Annotated in this window: 16 protein-coding genes and 1 tRNA gene; 13 read left to right on the top strand and 4 right to left on the bottom strand. The window is 53.1% G+C overall.

The genetic code is table 11. The annotated features are described in order from the left end of the window. The first annotated feature begins 20 nt into the window (after positions 1-20). The 10 genes from GQE98_RS09090 to GQE98_RS09045 all read left to right on the top strand — a co-directional run bounded on the left by GQE98_RS09090 (position 21) and on the right by GQE98_RS09045 (position 7,716). Entirely contained in the window at positions 21-2,171 is a 2,151-nt protein-coding gene (locus GQE98_RS09090) for a RelA/SpoT family protein (protein WP_161315336.1), read from the top strand. 31 nt (positions 2,172-2,202) lie between these two features. Further along, a complete protein-coding gene (gene pyrE, locus GQE98_RS09085) occupies positions 2,203-2,790 on the top strand; it encodes an orotate phosphoribosyltransferase (RefSeq protein WP_161315335.1) in 588 nt (195 codons plus the stop codon). Positions 2,791-2,812: 22 nt separating this feature from the next. Beyond that, positions 2,813-3,433, top strand: coding sequence for a DUF2062 domain-containing protein (locus GQE98_RS09080; RefSeq protein ID WP_161315334.1), 621 nt, complete (start codon positions 2,813-2,815; stop codon positions 3,431-3,433). Beyond that, the gene (locus GQE98_RS09075) at positions 3,430-4,170 is read left to right on the top strand and encodes a pyridoxine 5'-phosphate synthase (protein ID WP_161315333.1); all 741 of its coding nucleotides are present in this window, start codon (positions 3,430-3,432) and stop codon (positions 4,168-4,170) included. Before GQE98_RS09080 ends, GQE98_RS09075 begins: the two co-directional genes overlap by 4 nt. A gap of 15 nt (positions 4,171-4,185) precedes the next feature. After that, entirely contained in the window at positions 4,186-4,596 is a 411-nt protein-coding gene (acpS, locus tag GQE98_RS09070) for a holo-ACP synthase (RefSeq protein WP_161315332.1), read from the top strand. A 98-nt stretch (positions 4,597-4,694) separates the two neighbouring features. Further along, positions 4,695-5,444, top strand: a complete 750-nt coding sequence (lepB, locus tag GQE98_RS09065) for a signal peptidase I (RefSeq protein WP_161315331.1) — start codon at positions 4,695-4,697, stop codon at positions 5,442-5,444. After that, a complete protein-coding gene (gene rnc / locus GQE98_RS09060) occupies positions 5,444-6,145 on the top strand; it encodes a ribonuclease III (RefSeq protein ID WP_161315330.1) in 702 nt (233 codons plus the stop codon). The genes lepB and rnc overlap by 1 nt, the downstream gene beginning before the upstream one ends. Beyond that, positions 6,138-7,058, top strand: a complete 921-nt coding sequence (gene era / locus GQE98_RS09055; protein WP_161315329.1) for a GTPase Era — start codon at positions 6,138-6,140, stop codon at positions 7,056-7,058. Before rnc ends, era begins: the two co-directional genes overlap by 8 nt. Positions 7,059-7,273: 215 nt before the next feature. Next, positions 7,274-7,543 carry a sel1 repeat family protein gene (locus GQE98_RS09050; RefSeq protein ID WP_161315328.1) on the top strand — a complete coding sequence of 90 codons (270 nt, stop codon included), beginning with the start codon at positions 7,274-7,276 and terminating at the stop codon, positions 7,541-7,543. A gap of 80 nt (positions 7,544-7,623) precedes the next feature. Continuing rightward, positions 7,624-7,716 (top strand) — tRNA-Ser (locus GQE98_RS09045). A gap of 426 nt (positions 7,717-8,142) precedes the next feature. Here GQE98_RS09045 and GQE98_RS09040 read toward each other — a convergent pair. The 3 genes from GQE98_RS09040 to GQE98_RS09030 are packed head-to-tail and all read right to left on the bottom strand — an operon-like array spanning position 8,143 to position 10,426. Further along, positions 8,143-9,735 (bottom strand): recombinase family protein, encoded by a 1,593-nt coding sequence (locus GQE98_RS09040; protein WP_161315327.1) that lies wholly within the window; start codon positions 9,733-9,735, stop codon positions 8,143-8,145. After that, positions 9,732-10,148 carry a DUF2924 domain-containing protein gene (locus GQE98_RS09035; protein WP_246157284.1) on the bottom strand — a complete coding sequence of 139 codons (417 nt, stop codon included), beginning with the start codon at positions 10,146-10,148 and terminating at the stop codon, positions 9,732-9,734. Before GQE98_RS09035 ends, GQE98_RS09040 begins: the two co-directional genes overlap by 4 nt. After that, the gene (locus GQE98_RS09030; RefSeq protein ID WP_161315325.1) at positions 10,145-10,426 is read right to left on the bottom strand and encodes a DUF3489 domain-containing protein; all 282 of its coding nucleotides are present in this window, start codon (positions 10,424-10,426) and stop codon (positions 10,145-10,147) included. The genes GQE98_RS09035 and GQE98_RS09030 overlap by 4 nt, the downstream gene beginning before the upstream one ends. Before the next feature lie 199 nt (positions 10,427-10,625). On the opposite strand from GQE98_RS09030, the gene GQE98_RS09025 reads away from it, so the two are divergent. The 3 genes from GQE98_RS09025 to GQE98_RS09015 are packed head-to-tail and all read left to right on the top strand — an operon-like array spanning position 10,626 to position 13,035. Continuing rightward, a complete protein-coding gene (locus GQE98_RS09025; RefSeq protein WP_161315324.1) occupies positions 10,626-11,903 on the top strand; it encodes a site-specific DNA-methyltransferase in 1,278 nt (425 codons plus the stop codon). Then, positions 11,900-12,472: a DUF5681 domain-containing protein gene (locus tag GQE98_RS09020; RefSeq protein WP_161315323.1), complete on the top strand. Its 573-nt coding sequence runs from the start codon at positions 11,900-11,902 to the stop codon at positions 12,470-12,472. The genes GQE98_RS09025 and GQE98_RS09020 overlap by 4 nt, the downstream gene beginning before the upstream one ends. Beyond that, positions 12,469-13,035: a DUF5681 domain-containing protein gene (locus GQE98_RS09015; protein WP_161315322.1), complete on the top strand. Its 567-nt coding sequence runs from the start codon at positions 12,469-12,471 to the stop codon at positions 13,033-13,035. The genes GQE98_RS09020 and GQE98_RS09015 overlap by 4 nt, the downstream gene beginning before the upstream one ends. Before the next feature lie 317 nt (positions 13,036-13,352). Here the strand turns inward: GQE98_RS09015 and GQE98_RS09010 are convergent, their stop codons facing one another. After that, a complete protein-coding gene (locus tag GQE98_RS09010) occupies positions 13,353-14,054 on the bottom strand; it encodes a Crp/Fnr family transcriptional regulator (protein WP_161315321.1) in 702 nt (233 codons plus the stop codon). Positions 14,055-14,265: the final 211 nt, after the last annotated feature.

The raw sequence follows: 14,265 nt of genomic DNA, 5'->3' as shown, positions 1-14,265 counted from the left end.
TGTCCGTCTTGTAAGTGCTGATGCTTCGTCAGGTTGAACTCGTTGATCGTGTTTTAAGTTATGATCCTCAAGCAGATGAGGATTTGCTCAACCGGGCATATATTTTTACGGTAAAAGCCCATGGCAGCCAGGTGCGTGCGTCGGGCGATCCCTATTTTTCCCATCCAATTGAAGTCGCCGGTATCCTGACGGAACTGAAGCTGGATACTGCGACTATTGTGACGGCGCTCCTGCATGATACGATTGAGGATACTGTCGCCACGAAGGAGCAGATCGAGGAGATATTCGGAAGCGAAATTGCCGGGCTCGTCGATGGTGTAACCAAGCTCTCGCAAATCGAGCTGCAGTCCGACAAAACCAAGCAGGGCGAGAATTTTCGCAAGTTGCTTCTGGCGATGTCCAACGATATTCGTGTGCTCCTGGTCAAACTGGCGGACCGGCTGCATAATATGCGAACGCTGCACTTCATCAAGAATCCTGATAAACGCAAGCGCATAGCCACCGAAACAATGGAGATCTATGCGCCGCTGGCCGAGCGGATCGGTATGCAGAGTTTTCGGGATGACCTCGAGGATCTTGCCTTTATCGAGCTTAATAGCGAAGCCCGTAACTCGATCAAGCGGCGGTTGGAATATCTGCGCGCGGAAGGGGAGGACCTGGTCGAGCAGATCGTGGTGACGCTGAAAAAAGATGTTAGGGACGCCGGTATCGAGGCGGAAATCTATGGACGGGAAAAGCGGTTTTACTCGATCTGGCGCAAGATGGAGAAAAACAATGTTTCCTTCGAGCAACTAGCGGACATAATTGCGTTTCGTATCATCGTGAGTAATATTGAGGAGTGCTATCATGCTCTTGGCGTTTTACACGCTAAATATTCCATGGTTCCGGGCCGCTTCAAGGACTATATTTCAATCCCGAAGCGCAATAACTACCGATCCCTTCATACAACAATAATCGGTCCGGAAAAGCAGCGGATCGAGGTGCAAATCCGCACAAGAGAAATGCACCAGACCAACGAATATGGTGTTGCCGCGCATTGGCAATACAAGGAAAACCTGCAGAATGTGAGAGAGGGGAAACAGTATCGCTGGCTTCGCGAGCTGCTGGAAATTCTGGAAAACACAGTCGATCCCGATGAGTTTCTGGAGCATACGAAACTCAGCATGTTCCAGGATCAGGTTTTCTGCTTCACGCCCAAGGGGGATCTTATCTCCCTGCCGCAGGGAAGCAGCCCCGTTGATTTTGCCTATGCGGTTCATACGGACGTTGGCAATACCTGTGTTGGCGCCAAAATCAACAGCCGCCAGGCACCGCTCAGGACATCGCTTCGGAACGGGGATCAGGTCGAGATTTTGCGATCCAAGAACCAGACTCCTTCGCCAACCTGGGAAAGCTTTGTTGTCAGCGGCAAAGCCCGTTCTGCCATTCGCCGGTTTACCCGGATAAAGCAGCGCGGCCAGTATATCGAGCTTGGCAAAGCGATTGCGGAAAAAGCATTTCGTGTTGAAGGAAAACGATTTGCAGAGAAGGCTTTACAGACAGCTGTTAAGGTCTGGAATCAAGAAAATGTTGATGATGTTTATTACATGCTTGGTGACGGCTCGCGCACTGGCAGGCAACTGATTGATGTTATTTTCCCCGGCGAGAGCCGTAAGGCAGACGATGATAATGTCGTACCTCTTAACAAAGCCAAACGCAAATCTGACCGCAAGAAAAATCACTCAATTCCAATTCGTGGTTTGATTCCCGGTATGGCCATGCATCTTGCTGGCTGTTGTCATCCACTGCCGGGAGATCGTATCGTCGGGATCGTCAGTACGGGGCGCGGGGTTACAATCCATACCATTGATTGTGATACGCTGGAACAGTTTGCGGATGTCCCTGAGCGCTGGCTTGATGTCTCCTGGGAAGCGGACAGCGAACAAGTTTCACTTCCCGTTGGCCGTATATCTATTATTATGGCGAATGAGCCCGGCGCACTATCCGGGGTTACCTCGACAATTGCGTCTAACAGCGGCAACATAAATAACTTATCAATCGTCAATCGAAGTCAGGACTTTTTCGAGATGCTGATCGATATCCAGGTCAGGGATGTGCGTCACCTGACTAATATTATCGCGGCGTTGCGGGCTGATCCTGTGATAAGTTCTGTCGAGAGGTCAGCCGGGTAGCGAAGCTGTACCGAAAAAAGAAGAGGTGAGTATGAAAGAGGATGAAATCCTGTCCCATTTCCGGGAGACCAACGCCTTGCTGGAAGGCCATTTCCTGTTAAGCTCCGGCCTGCATTCCGATCGTTATCTGCAATGCGCGAAGGTGTTAATGTATCCGGACCGGGCTGCGGCATTGTGTCGGGCACTGGCGGACAAGGTAAGCGGGACTATCGGTGAAAACGCAGTGGATATCGTGGTGGCGCCGGCCATGGGCGGTATTATCGTAGGATATGAACTCGCCCGTCAACTCGACGTTCCCGGTATTTTTACAGAGCGGGAAAATGGCGAATTCACATTGCGCCGCGGGTTTGAGATTAAGCCGGGCGCACGGGTTATCATGTCCGAGGACATTGTAACGACAGGTAAGTCCAGCCGCGAATGCATCGCGGCAATTCGGGCAGCGGGGGGAGAGGTTGTCGGGGCGACTTGCTTGATTGACCGTTCCAACGGAAGCGCCGATGTTGGCGTGCCCCTGATTTCGCTGTTGCAGATGGAAGTAAAGACCTATGAGCCTGATAAGTTGCCGCCGAATCTTGCCGCGACGCCGGCGGTAAAACCGGGCAGCCGGAACCTCAAGTAGTCCTACAAAGAGTGTTGCCCGAATGTTTCGCCGCCGCCATAAAACAACAAGAATAAAGCAACTGGCTGATTTTGTTTGGCCGGCAATCGGTTTTCGGCGCTCGTCAAAATATGTCGGCTACCGGCTTGCGAGGCTGAAAGGCTCACCATATAGTCTCGCTGCCGGGTTTGCCTTTGGAGCCGCCGTATCCTGTACGCCCTTTATCGGCTTGCATTTTGTCCTAAGCGGCCTATTGGCTTGGATCTTCCGTGCAAGCATTCTGGCGTCCGTTTTGGGTACAGCGGTTGGAAACCCCTGGACCTTCCCCTTTATCTGGACAATGCTTTATCAGACTGGGCGATGGATTTTAGGGGATGCGCCCGGGAATGCGGAACTTTCAGATGCCAGCTTTAAAATGTTTTTTGAGGGTGTCTGGGCGGGTCAATGGGCACAGGTTTCGCATATATTCTATGAAGTTATTCATCCTATGCTGGTTTCCTTCCTGCCGATTTCCATATTTGTATGGATCATTTTTTTCTATCCCTTGCAGGCCTTGATCCGTAGATTTCAGGAGAAAAGGTTGCAATTGATCCTTAAAGCGCAAGCTCGAAAGGTAAACAAGCGGATAGCGAGACGCAAGAATCTGGGAGTGACGGAGAAATGAAACATTTAAGACTAGGCGTCAATATTGATCATGTGGCGACAATCCGCAACGCGCGCGGCGGTGTTCATCCCGACCCATTGCGCGCCGCGCGTATCGCGGAAGCCGCGGGGGCGGACGGCATTACGGCGCATCTGCGCGAGGATCGTCGCCATATCAGTGATGGCGATATAACACGACTTGCGCATGAACTTACCATTCCACTCAATTTTGAGATGGCGGCGACTAAAGAGATGCTGGAAATTGCGCTTAGCCACAAGCCACATGCCAGCTGTCTTGTCCCGGAAAAGCGCGAAGAGCGAACGACTGAGGGCGGGCTTGACGTGGCAGGCGGACATAATTCCCTGCAACATTATGTTGATAGCCTGAAGGGAGCGGATATCCGCGTGTCCCTTTTTATCGAGGCGGATCCGAAACAGATTGAAGCGGCAAAAAATATTGGTGCAGATATCATTGAGATTCACACCGGCGCTTATTGCGATATGGAGGATCCTGCGCAGCGGCAGGCCGAGTTCGAGCGCATTCAGAAGGCGGCAGCTTTGGCGGAGGAACTGGGTCTTGAATGCCATGCAGGCCATGGCCTGACATATGGCACTGTCGCTCCCATTGCCGCGATTCCGACGATTGTCGAGTTGAATATCGGTCATTTCCTGATCGGCGAGGCGATCTTTTCCGGGCTGGAACCGGCCATTACCAAGATGCGCAAGCTGATGGACGACGCCCGTCAGGCTGTTGCGTAGGTTAGGACAAAGAGTATGTCCCGCATCATCGGCATTGGGAATGATATCATCGACATCCGGCGGATTGAAAGAACGCTGGACCGGTTCGGGGAACGTTTCATCAATCGGATCTATACGGAAGTTGAAATCGCTAAATCGGAACGGCGGCTTAACCGCGTGGAATCCTATGCGAAACGATACGCCGCGAAGGAGGCCTGCTCCAAGGCGCTTGGCACAGGCTTTCGCCGCGGCGTCTTCTGGAAGGATATGGGCGTTGTCAACCTGCCGTCAGGAAAGCCGACAATTGCACTCACGGGCGGGGCGCTTGAACAACTTATCCGCATAACACCACCTGGCATGAGAACGGAAATTCATTTGACGATTACCGATGAGCCACCGCAGGCTCAGGCCATCGTCCTTATCACCGCGATCCCGGAAGAAGAATAGGGGCAATCGCGATAAAAGCGTTGAAATCAGTTGCCTGCACGGCGTGATCGTGCAATTGAATGTTTTTTTGTCGGTTATATTTTGGAAGAGTTTTTTTAATGAAGGAAGAAGCGGTAAAGGCTAAAGGCGGGATCGGGGAAACTATCCGCACAATAATTTATGCGGTGCTGATTGCGGTCGTGATCCGGACTTTTGCATATGAGCCATTCAAGATTCCTTCTGAATCCATGTTGCCAACCCTGATGATTGGAGATTACCTGTTTGTTTCCAAGTATTCCTATGGCTACAGCCGGCATTCCTTCCCCTTCAGTATCGCGCCTATTTCCGGGCGTGTATTTGGAGAGGTTCCAGAACGCGGCGATGTTGCTGTTTTCAAGAAGCCGATTGGGGAGCAGGTAGATTATATCAAGCGGATTATGGGTCTGCCGGGTGACAAGCTGCAGATGATCAACGGCGTTCTCCATATAAATGGTACGCCCGTCAAGCGCGAGCGGGTTGAGGATTTTGTTGATCGGGACCGTTTTGGCAATGTCCGACGTATCGCCCAGTATCGCGAAACCTTACCGAGTGGACGGACCTATGTGACATTGGACGAAACAGTGCAGGGAATTATGGATAATACGGATGTCTACTCGGTGCCGGAAAACCATGTTTTTGCAATGGGCGATAACCGTGACAATTCCACGGACAGCCGGTTTTTGAACCATGTTGGTTATATACCTGTGGAAAACCTTGTGGGACGGGCGGAAATCATCTTCATGTCGCTCGACGGTTCGGCCGAATGGTACGAAGTCTGGAAATATCCTTCAGCTATTCGCTGGAACCGGATTTTTAATTCACTGAGCTGATGCCCGGCCAAGCAAAAAATCCCGAAGAACTGGCGGTCCTGCTGGACCATGAGTTCAAAGATATAAGCCTTCTGAAGGCCGCCGTAACACATTCATCCCTGATCAAGGGGAAAGGAAGTAAGGCGAAAGGGGAAGATTACGATCGCCTGGAATTCCTGGGTGATCGCGTTCTTGGCCTGATTATAAGTGAGGAACTTTTTCGCAGGTTTGAGACGGCCGAGGCAGGGCAGCTTTCTCGCCGCTATAATGCGCAGGTTCGCCGTGAAACGCTGGCCGAGATTGGCCTGAAAATGGGGCTTCAGGACTACATTCAAATGGCAGATGATCTTTCTGCTGCCGGGGGACGTGAAAATCCGTCCATTCTCGAAGATGTAATGGAAGCCGTGATTGCCGCGCTTTATCTTGATGGTGGGTTCAGGGCGGCCCATAAGTTTATAAAATCAAAGTGGTGGCCACGATTTGACCACAAGGATGCGTCAAAAAAGGATGCAAAATCGGCACTTCAGGAATGGGTGGCGAAGACGGGAAGGTCATTACCGTGTTATTCAGTGGTCGAGGAAACGGGGCCGGATCATGACCGTCGGTTTAAAGTGATGGTGGAAATACCGGATTATGCGCCAGCAACCGGGTCGGCATCCTCAAAACGTGCGGCGGAACAAAAGGCGGCAGCTAAAATGTTAAAGGAACTTCAAAGTGACTGATCAACAAACAGGTGAGGGACCAACGCGCTGTGGCTATGTGGCGCTGGTCGGTGCACCAAATGCCGGTAAATCGACCTTGCTCAATCAGCTGGTGGGAGCGAAAATCGCAATTGTCACGCCAAAGGTGCAAACAACCCGCACCCGTGTCACTGCGATTGCGATCGAAGAGGACAGTCAGATCATCTTTGTTGATACGCCGGGTATTTTCAAGCCCTCTCGTCGGCTTGAAAAAGCAATGGTTGATGCCGCCTGGGGTGGGGCAGAAGATGCGGACCGGATCGTCCTGATAATTGATGCGGTCAAGGGAATTACCGCCGATGTGGAACGTATCATTGCCAGATTGGAAAAAAACGAGCGTCGTGCCCACGTCATTCTCAACAAGATTGATATCCTTAAGCGGGATAGCCTGCTGGCTCTTGCACAATCACTCTCCGAGCGGGGGATTTTTGATGAAATTTACATGATCTCCGCGCTGACAGGGGACGGAGTGGCAAACCTCCGGACCACTCTCGCCGGGGAAATGCCGCACGGGCCTTGGCTCTACCCTGAGGACCAGCTTGCGATTGCGCCCATGCGTCAGCTTGCGGCAGAGGTAACGCGCGAAAAACTTTTCATGCGTCTTAATCAGGAGCTACCTTATTCCCTGACCGTGGAAACAGAAAGCTGGGAAGAGCGCAAGGATGGTTCAGTCCGGATCCAGCAGGTGGTTTTTGTCTCGCGCGCCAATCATAAGCCAATTGTTCTCGGCAAAGGCGGGCAGACGATCAAGAAAGTGGGCGAGCTTGCCCGCGAAGATCTGGAAGAAATGCTTGGTTGTCGAGTTCATCTTTTTCTTTTCGTGAAGGTTCGTGAAAAATGGCTCGATGATCCGGAGCGTTATCGCGAAATGGGCCTCGATTTCCCGAAAGGCTGATCCTTAAGGGAGAGTTGTCTTTTTTCTTTTTTGCTCGCCGGCTGGTCAAGGCCAGCTTCCACGAATGTGAAGCTTTAATGAACATGGTTAAAAAAGCTCGCCGGTGAAACAAAATATTAACCAAATCCCCTACATCATGCTTCTTGAGAGAAAGCTAATTCTTCTTAAGAGAGTAATTTTTGACTAGCTAGTCAGTTGAAGATGGGGGTTTTGAGATGGCAAAACGCAACGTAAACTATATAGAGAAGCATCTGAAAAGTGCAGATGCCGGTATTCCCGATGAACAGTTTCGGGCAGGTCTTTTATTCTCGACGGGCGATGGGGTCCCGCAGGATCTGGTGACCGCACATAAATGGTTTAACCTGGCGGCAATGAACGGCGTCAAGGAAGCTCGTGAGATCCGTTCAGAGATATCACTCGACATGTCCGCACAGGAAATTTCCAAGGCTCAGAAAATGGCGCGTGAATGGATTATGGGCCGATAATAGGGCAATCCGAATAAACACAAAAAAATTGCAACTAAACCCTTTGACAGATAGCCAAAATCTGCCATATTGCCGCCTCCGGTGAGCTGGCCGAGTGGCTGAAGGCGCTCCCCTGCTAAGGGAGTATGGGGTTAATAGCTCCATCGAGGGTTCGAATCCCTCGCTCACCGCCACCCACCCCGTACAATTTGTCTCTGTTTGTGCCTGGCGGCGTAACCGCCCGTAACAGGGCGATATTTCGCCGCCAATCCCTTTCCTGGCATCGTCTCCGGACCGTCAGATAACGGTTCTTCAGGCCCAATCTGCCCGCCAGTCTCTGGCTGTCTGATGGTAGGGTGAGTTTCACGAGAACAGGCCATTAACAGGGAATTTTTTATAAAAACACCTGTTAACAGGGTATAATCAGCACCTATTCGCGCACGCTAAAATATTTTACGTTGTAAAAACAGTGCCTTACGGGTCAGTTTCGTCACTTTCCTGTTATTCGCCATAACAGGGTGGTTTTAGGCCATAACAGGCCCTGTTATTGCGATTAACAGGGCGTTTTAAGCCTGTTAACAGGTGAATTAAGGAATTTCCGTTAGGCGTTTAATCTGACCTCAATCTTCTGTATTGATCCCGAACTTGCGCCGTTGATCGGACCAGAGGAGCGGGATCTCGTTCTTCATCAGAAAGGCCAGTGTCAGATGGTCGGGCTGTCGCCCGTCGAGGATGAGGCGCTGGATATCGGGCGCTAAAAAAGCGAGCCGCACCAGATTGCGTTTCCAGGGAGAGGCGGGGGCTGCCTGCAGGGCAGGTCCGTTATCGGAATCCCGGCCCAGCATCGCATGGGCGTTTCGGAGCGCTCTGATCAGGGAGGGATCCGGCTGTGGCGTGTTTCTGTCGCCGGTAAGGATGTCGGTCCTTCCGCCCCGCGTCTGCATCCGCCAGGGCAGGGTCAGCCGTAGCTGATCCGGTTGCATCTGATCGGGCACAGCCCGTTCCCCGGTATGAAGATTTTCCCTGACCCTGCCGATAAGGTTGAGAGGTAGAAGTATATCGATATGCCTTGCATGAATCTCGATGCGACTTATAAGCTCAATCGGTTCCACCTGCAGTTCGGCAAGAAGGCGGGGCATTGCTTCAAGTAGCCGACTTTCAAGCTTTGCTGCCGAGACACGTCGGGGTGCAGCCTCTCCCGGATCTTTCTTTGCCCCCCGCTGCAGGGGGGCGGACACATAATAGCGATACAGCTTGCCACGACGCCCATAGGCGAAGGTCGGAGACATCGGTTGCCCGTTCGTATCGAAGATGCGACCCGCAAGTGGCGACCCTGCAACGCTCTTTCCAGTCGCCTTGCGACGCCGGCTGTTCTCATCCAGCTGTGCCTGAACCGCCTCGAACAGCTCTGTATCGATGATGGCCTCATGCAGGCCGGGATGAGACTGATCCTTGTGGGGAACCTCTCCGAGATAGACACGGCTTCGCAGCAGATGATAAAGCGCCCCACGGCTGAAGGGCTGGCCTCCGATGGTTCTTCCTTTAAGCGTCACCCGGGCCTTTGACCGGATATCCTGTGAATCAAGTTCTCTGACCAGGGCATGAACGGATTTGAGCCGCAGATATCTCTCAAAGATCCTGCGGATAATGTCGGCTTCAGCGTCATTCACCCGCAAGCTATGAGAGCCGGTCTCCGGTAGATCATAGCCGAGCGGCGGGCTGCCCCCCATCCACATGCCCTTCTTCTTGGAGGCAGCGATCTTATCGCGGATCCGCTCTCCGGTGACCTCCCGTTCAAACTGGGCAAAGGAGAGCAGTACATTGAGCGTCAGCCGGCCCATGCTGGAGGTGGTATTAAAGGATTGCGTGACACTGACGAAGCTGACGTCCTTTTCTTCGAACAGCTCCACCATGCGGGCAAAGTCGGCAAGTGAACGCGTCAACCGGTCTATCTTGTAAACCACGACAATGTCGATCTTTCCCAGTGCGATATCGGCAAGCAACTGCTGGAGTCCCGGCCGTTCCATGCTGCCACCGGAATAGCCCCCGTCATCATAGCGGCAGGGTAGGGCCCGCCAGCCTTCATTTGCCTGGCTTTTGATATAGGCCTCACAAGCCTCATGCTGGGCATCAAGGCTGTTGAAACTTTGATCAAGTCCTTCCTCGGAGCTCTTGCGGGTATAGAGGGCGCAGCGTCGGGGAGGGGGCTTCATTGTCCGCCCTCGCGCAATCCAAAAAAGCGCGGTCCGTTCCAGCGGGTGCCGGTCGCGGCGCGGGCGATTGCCGAGAGGCTCGGATATGTCTTGCCCTCCCAGAGAAAGCCATCCGCCCTGACCACAACCTCGATCTGCCGGCCCTGCCAGTCGCGCCGCAGGATGGCCCCATCCCCGAGGGCGCGGCCTTCGGGCGCAAAGGCCCCGCGCCGGGAGAGACGGCGGCGGGTCTCAGGCGTGAGCCCGCCCAAAGCTTCTGCCTGCAGACGCCAGGCCAGCATCAGACGGAGCAGCTCTTCGGAGCGCAGCTTGGGCGATGGTCCGAAGTGCACGGCCCACAATTTACGCAGCTCGCGTAACCCAAGCGTCTCCAGTGATTTGATCTCTTTCTCAAGATCTGAACCACCCGTCATTCCGCCTCTCCGATCCGGTAGCGGCGGACCCCGTCGATCTTCTCCGATATTATCGCATGGCCTTTCTTCTTTAATGAGCCGGCAATCGCGCCCCGCACCGAATGGGCCTGCCATCCGGTAACAGTGCAAAGCTCCTCAAGAGACGCGCCCTTCTTCTGGCGAAGAAGCGTGATCATCCGATCAAGCTTGGTGGGTGTAGATGCTGCGGCTTTGCGAGCCGCTGCAGTGTCTGCATTCTCACGCGTGTTAGTAGATGCCTTGGGCGTTTGGGATGCCATAAGTCTGTCCTCCTGTTATCGGGCAGAAAAATTCCGTCCCTACCGACAACAGCCCGGCAAACGGGCATAGAAACAGTGACGCTCCTTTCAGCACCGAAGTCCAGTCTTTCTCCCCGGTTGAGGGCTATAAAGGTTGGCGGCCGTTGGATTCTTCTATAAAATACTACATATGGTGTAATTACGTCGTTGGATATACGAGATGAATGAAGGGCCAGACAATAAAAACCCGTTGAGCGTGACCTATCGTCGGTTAAGCGACCTGGTGCCGGATCCCCGGAATGCACGCACCCATTCAAAAAAGCAGATCGAGCAGATCAGAGCCTCGATCGAGGAGTTCGGTTTTACCAACCCGATCCTTGCTGATCCTCAAGGCAATCTGATTGCCGGACACGGGCGGTTGCGCGCGGCGAAGCTGATGGGTCTCAATGAGGTGCCGGTGATTACGCTTACAGGCCTCAGCGATGTCCAGATACGCGCCCTCCGTCTGGCGGATAACAAGATTGCGCTCAATGCCGGCTGGGATGTCGAGATCCTGAAACAGGAACTTGCTGAGCTGACTACAATTGATCTCGATCTGGATGTGACGCTGACCGGGTTCTCGACCGGCGAGATCGATGTGATCCTGGAGGAGGCGGCGGATCCCGATGATGAAGTCATCCCGGCCGTTCCGGAAACACCCAGAACCAAAGTGGGGGATATCTGGATACTGGGCGATCACCGTATCGGCTGCGGGGACGGGCGGGATATCGCCTTCTTGAGAAGAGTGGTTGGGGAGGAGGCGCAGATCGACGCGGCTTTTCTGGATCCACCGTACAATGTCCGGATCAGCGGTCATGCCAATACCAGCGACCGGCATCGGGAGTTCGCCATGGCGTCGGGCGAGATGAGTGAGACAGAGTTCCGCACCTTCCTCAAAGAGACACTCGGCGCCTGCAAAATTGTCTCCCGCGATGGCGCCGTTCACTTTGTCTGTATGGACTGGCGGCATATGGAGGATGTGACAACCGTTGCCCATGATATCTATGGCGCCTTCCTCAATCTCTGTATCTGGAACAAGTCCAATGCGGGCATGGGCTCGCTTTACCGCTCGAAGCATGAACTGGTGTTTGTCTATCGGGTCGGGGAGGCGGCGCATCTCAATATGGTGGAGCTCGGCAAGCATGGTCGCAACCGAACCAATGTCTGGGATTATGCGTCGGTCAATTCCTTCCGGGGGAGCCGGCGCGAGGATCTGGCGCTGCATCCCACGGTCAAGCCGACGGGAATGGTGGCGGATGCGATCAAGGATGTGACCCGTCATGGAGATCTCGTCCTCGATATCTTTCTGGGCTCAGGCACGACCCTCATAGCCGCCGAACGGGCAGGGCGTCGCTTCCGCGGTGTCGAGATTGATCCGGCCTATGTCGATGTCGCCATCGAGCGGTGGTGCGCCCTTACAGGCAGGGAGCCGCGCCTTGCAGAAAGAGAGGGTCTATGACGGATAAACCAACGAGAGGTAATCCGCCCGTCTCGGGACGGTTCAGGAAAGGCCAGAGCGGGAACCTCAAGGGCCGTCCGAAATCAAAGGCGACCACTTCCAAAACGTCTGCCGTCGAAGTGATCCTGGACAAGACCCTCACGGTTATGCGCGGTGGGAACCCGCGTGAGATCACCATGGAAGAAGCTCTGCAGCAAAACACGCTTCAACTGGCCTTGGAGGGGAACCGTTCGGCGCAGCGTGAGGTGCTGAAATGGATTGCGAAACGTGAAAAATACTTTGCGGCAGAAAACCAGAGGAAATCTCCGCAAGCGGTGACGCAAAGGATAACAACAGATCCCGCCAATGCGGATGAGGCTCTTTTGCTGCTTGAAATTACAGCTCTTGATCCCAGGCGTCAGGACATTAAGGCAGATCGGCCACAAATGTTGCTCGAGCCCTGGGCGGTGCAGGCGGCGTTGAGCCGGCGTCGCGGGGGTCAGAAGCTGACTGAAAGCGAAATCTCGGAAATCCGGCGCTGTACAAGAGATCCGGATAGCCTGCGGTGGCCGAAAGGAGTGGAGGCGTGACTGACGATGGAAGTCGCGACGACAGTAAGGCAGGGTATAAGAAGCCGCCTGTCGCGACGCGATTTAAGAAGGGTCAGAGCGGCAATCCAAAGGGGCGACCGAGGGGGCGTCACAGGCACGCTCCCTATGAGGCGGTGCTGGGACAGCTGGTGACGATCCGGGAGGACGGGGTCGAACGAAAGGTAACGGCGGCGGAAGCCTTTCTGCTGCAGCTTGCCAAGCGCGGACTAAAAAGGGATATATCGGCTGCCCAGTCCGCCATGACCGTCATCGAGGAAGGGAAAGCGCTGCGGGCCGCTAATGATCCGGGTCTCACCGAGATGATTATAAATCTGGTCTCGCCCGGGAGCGTCAACACAGCCCTCGAACCCTTGCGGATGGCCAGGAAGCTGGATGCCTATCGAGACACCGCCCGCATGGCGTTGGAGCCCTGGATTGTTGAGGCCGCCCTCGAACGCCTCGGGGAGCGGCACCTCACCCGGGAGGAGCAGCGCATCGTTCTTAAGGCAACACGGACGCCGTGGAAGGTCAACTGGCCGGACTGGTGGGAGGAGAGGCCGTAGGGAGCTGGCGATTGTAAGGAGCCACTAGTAGAATAATCGATGTTAAAACTCCCAATTCCCGTTCCGGCGACGAGAGTAGACGATGCTGAAACTCAGGCGCATGCAAAGCTTACAAAAATTCGTCTCAGTCCAATCATCATTCCATAACCGTTTCAACAGTCAACGTCACCTTATGAACCAAGAAGAATTCAAGCTTCAAGGAAATTCTGCACTGGCCGAATGGCAGTAACTTAGCGTGGCATAGTAGGGACGCCTTACTGGCAATTTGCGTCAAATAGAGACGAGATCACATTCTTCTGACAGCACCATTCTAACCGCTAGTTATATAGTTCCCCTGCTGCTAACAGCGCTAACTGATGGTCCTCAGTCACAGTAATTTTCTTTCGGCCACTCTTCACTATTCCTTTATTTTCCCATGCGCTTAAAATCCTGGAAACCGTATGAAGCGTCGTACCCGTCATTTCAGAAATATTCTGACGCGAAATCGGGAAATCAATCAATATACCTTCGTCGGTCTTTCGTCCGGTCTGATTGGCGAGTTTTAAAATGGCATTGGCGACACGTTGTTCAACCCGTTTGGTAGCCATCTCCACTAATTTGTTCTGTGTCTCTTGAAGACGGGAGCCCACTGTTTGGTATGTATTGGTCGCAAATGTCGGATATTTTTCAATAATAGTTCCCCACAATTTACCGGGCCAAGACAACATCACGCAATCAACTGCAGTCACCGCATTGGCGGGATAGCGTTCAAGTCCCAAGGCGTGAGCAATACCAAACAGTTCGCCATTAGAAATATACCGGGCGATAACCTGGTCACCTTCTGGGGTTACCTTGATAACACGAACATGCCCATCTAGTAGCAGAAAAAAAGAGTGCGCTTCCTCTCCCTGACAAAATATTGTCCTGCCAATTTCATATCGTTCAGATTTTGCTTTCGAGAGCAGTTCTACGAGGTTTTCCCGGTTTATTCCGCGAAAAGGCGGGACATCAGCTATTAGAGAAGCGTCCAGCAAAGACATAAAAAAAGATCCCTTTCGATATTTACCGAAACACTTATTCACATATAACGCAGATGGATCTGCCGATTGGAATTACTTCTTCGTGATTTATACTAAGCCACATCAAAAAAAAGCATTAAACATCACAATGTTTATAGCATTTTTTATGCCAAATTGAGACCAGTGTATCTTCAAATCTGATGCGATATACAGCCCGCATCTTCTCAAAATA

This window comes from Sneathiella litorea, from assembly GCF_009882915.1.
GTDB lineage: Bacteria > Pseudomonadota > Alphaproteobacteria > Sneathiellales > Sneathiellaceae > Sneathiella > Sneathiella litorea.
The sequence above is the reverse complement of the archived record's forward strand: the minus strand, read 5'-3'. Positions and strand labels throughout refer to the sequence as shown.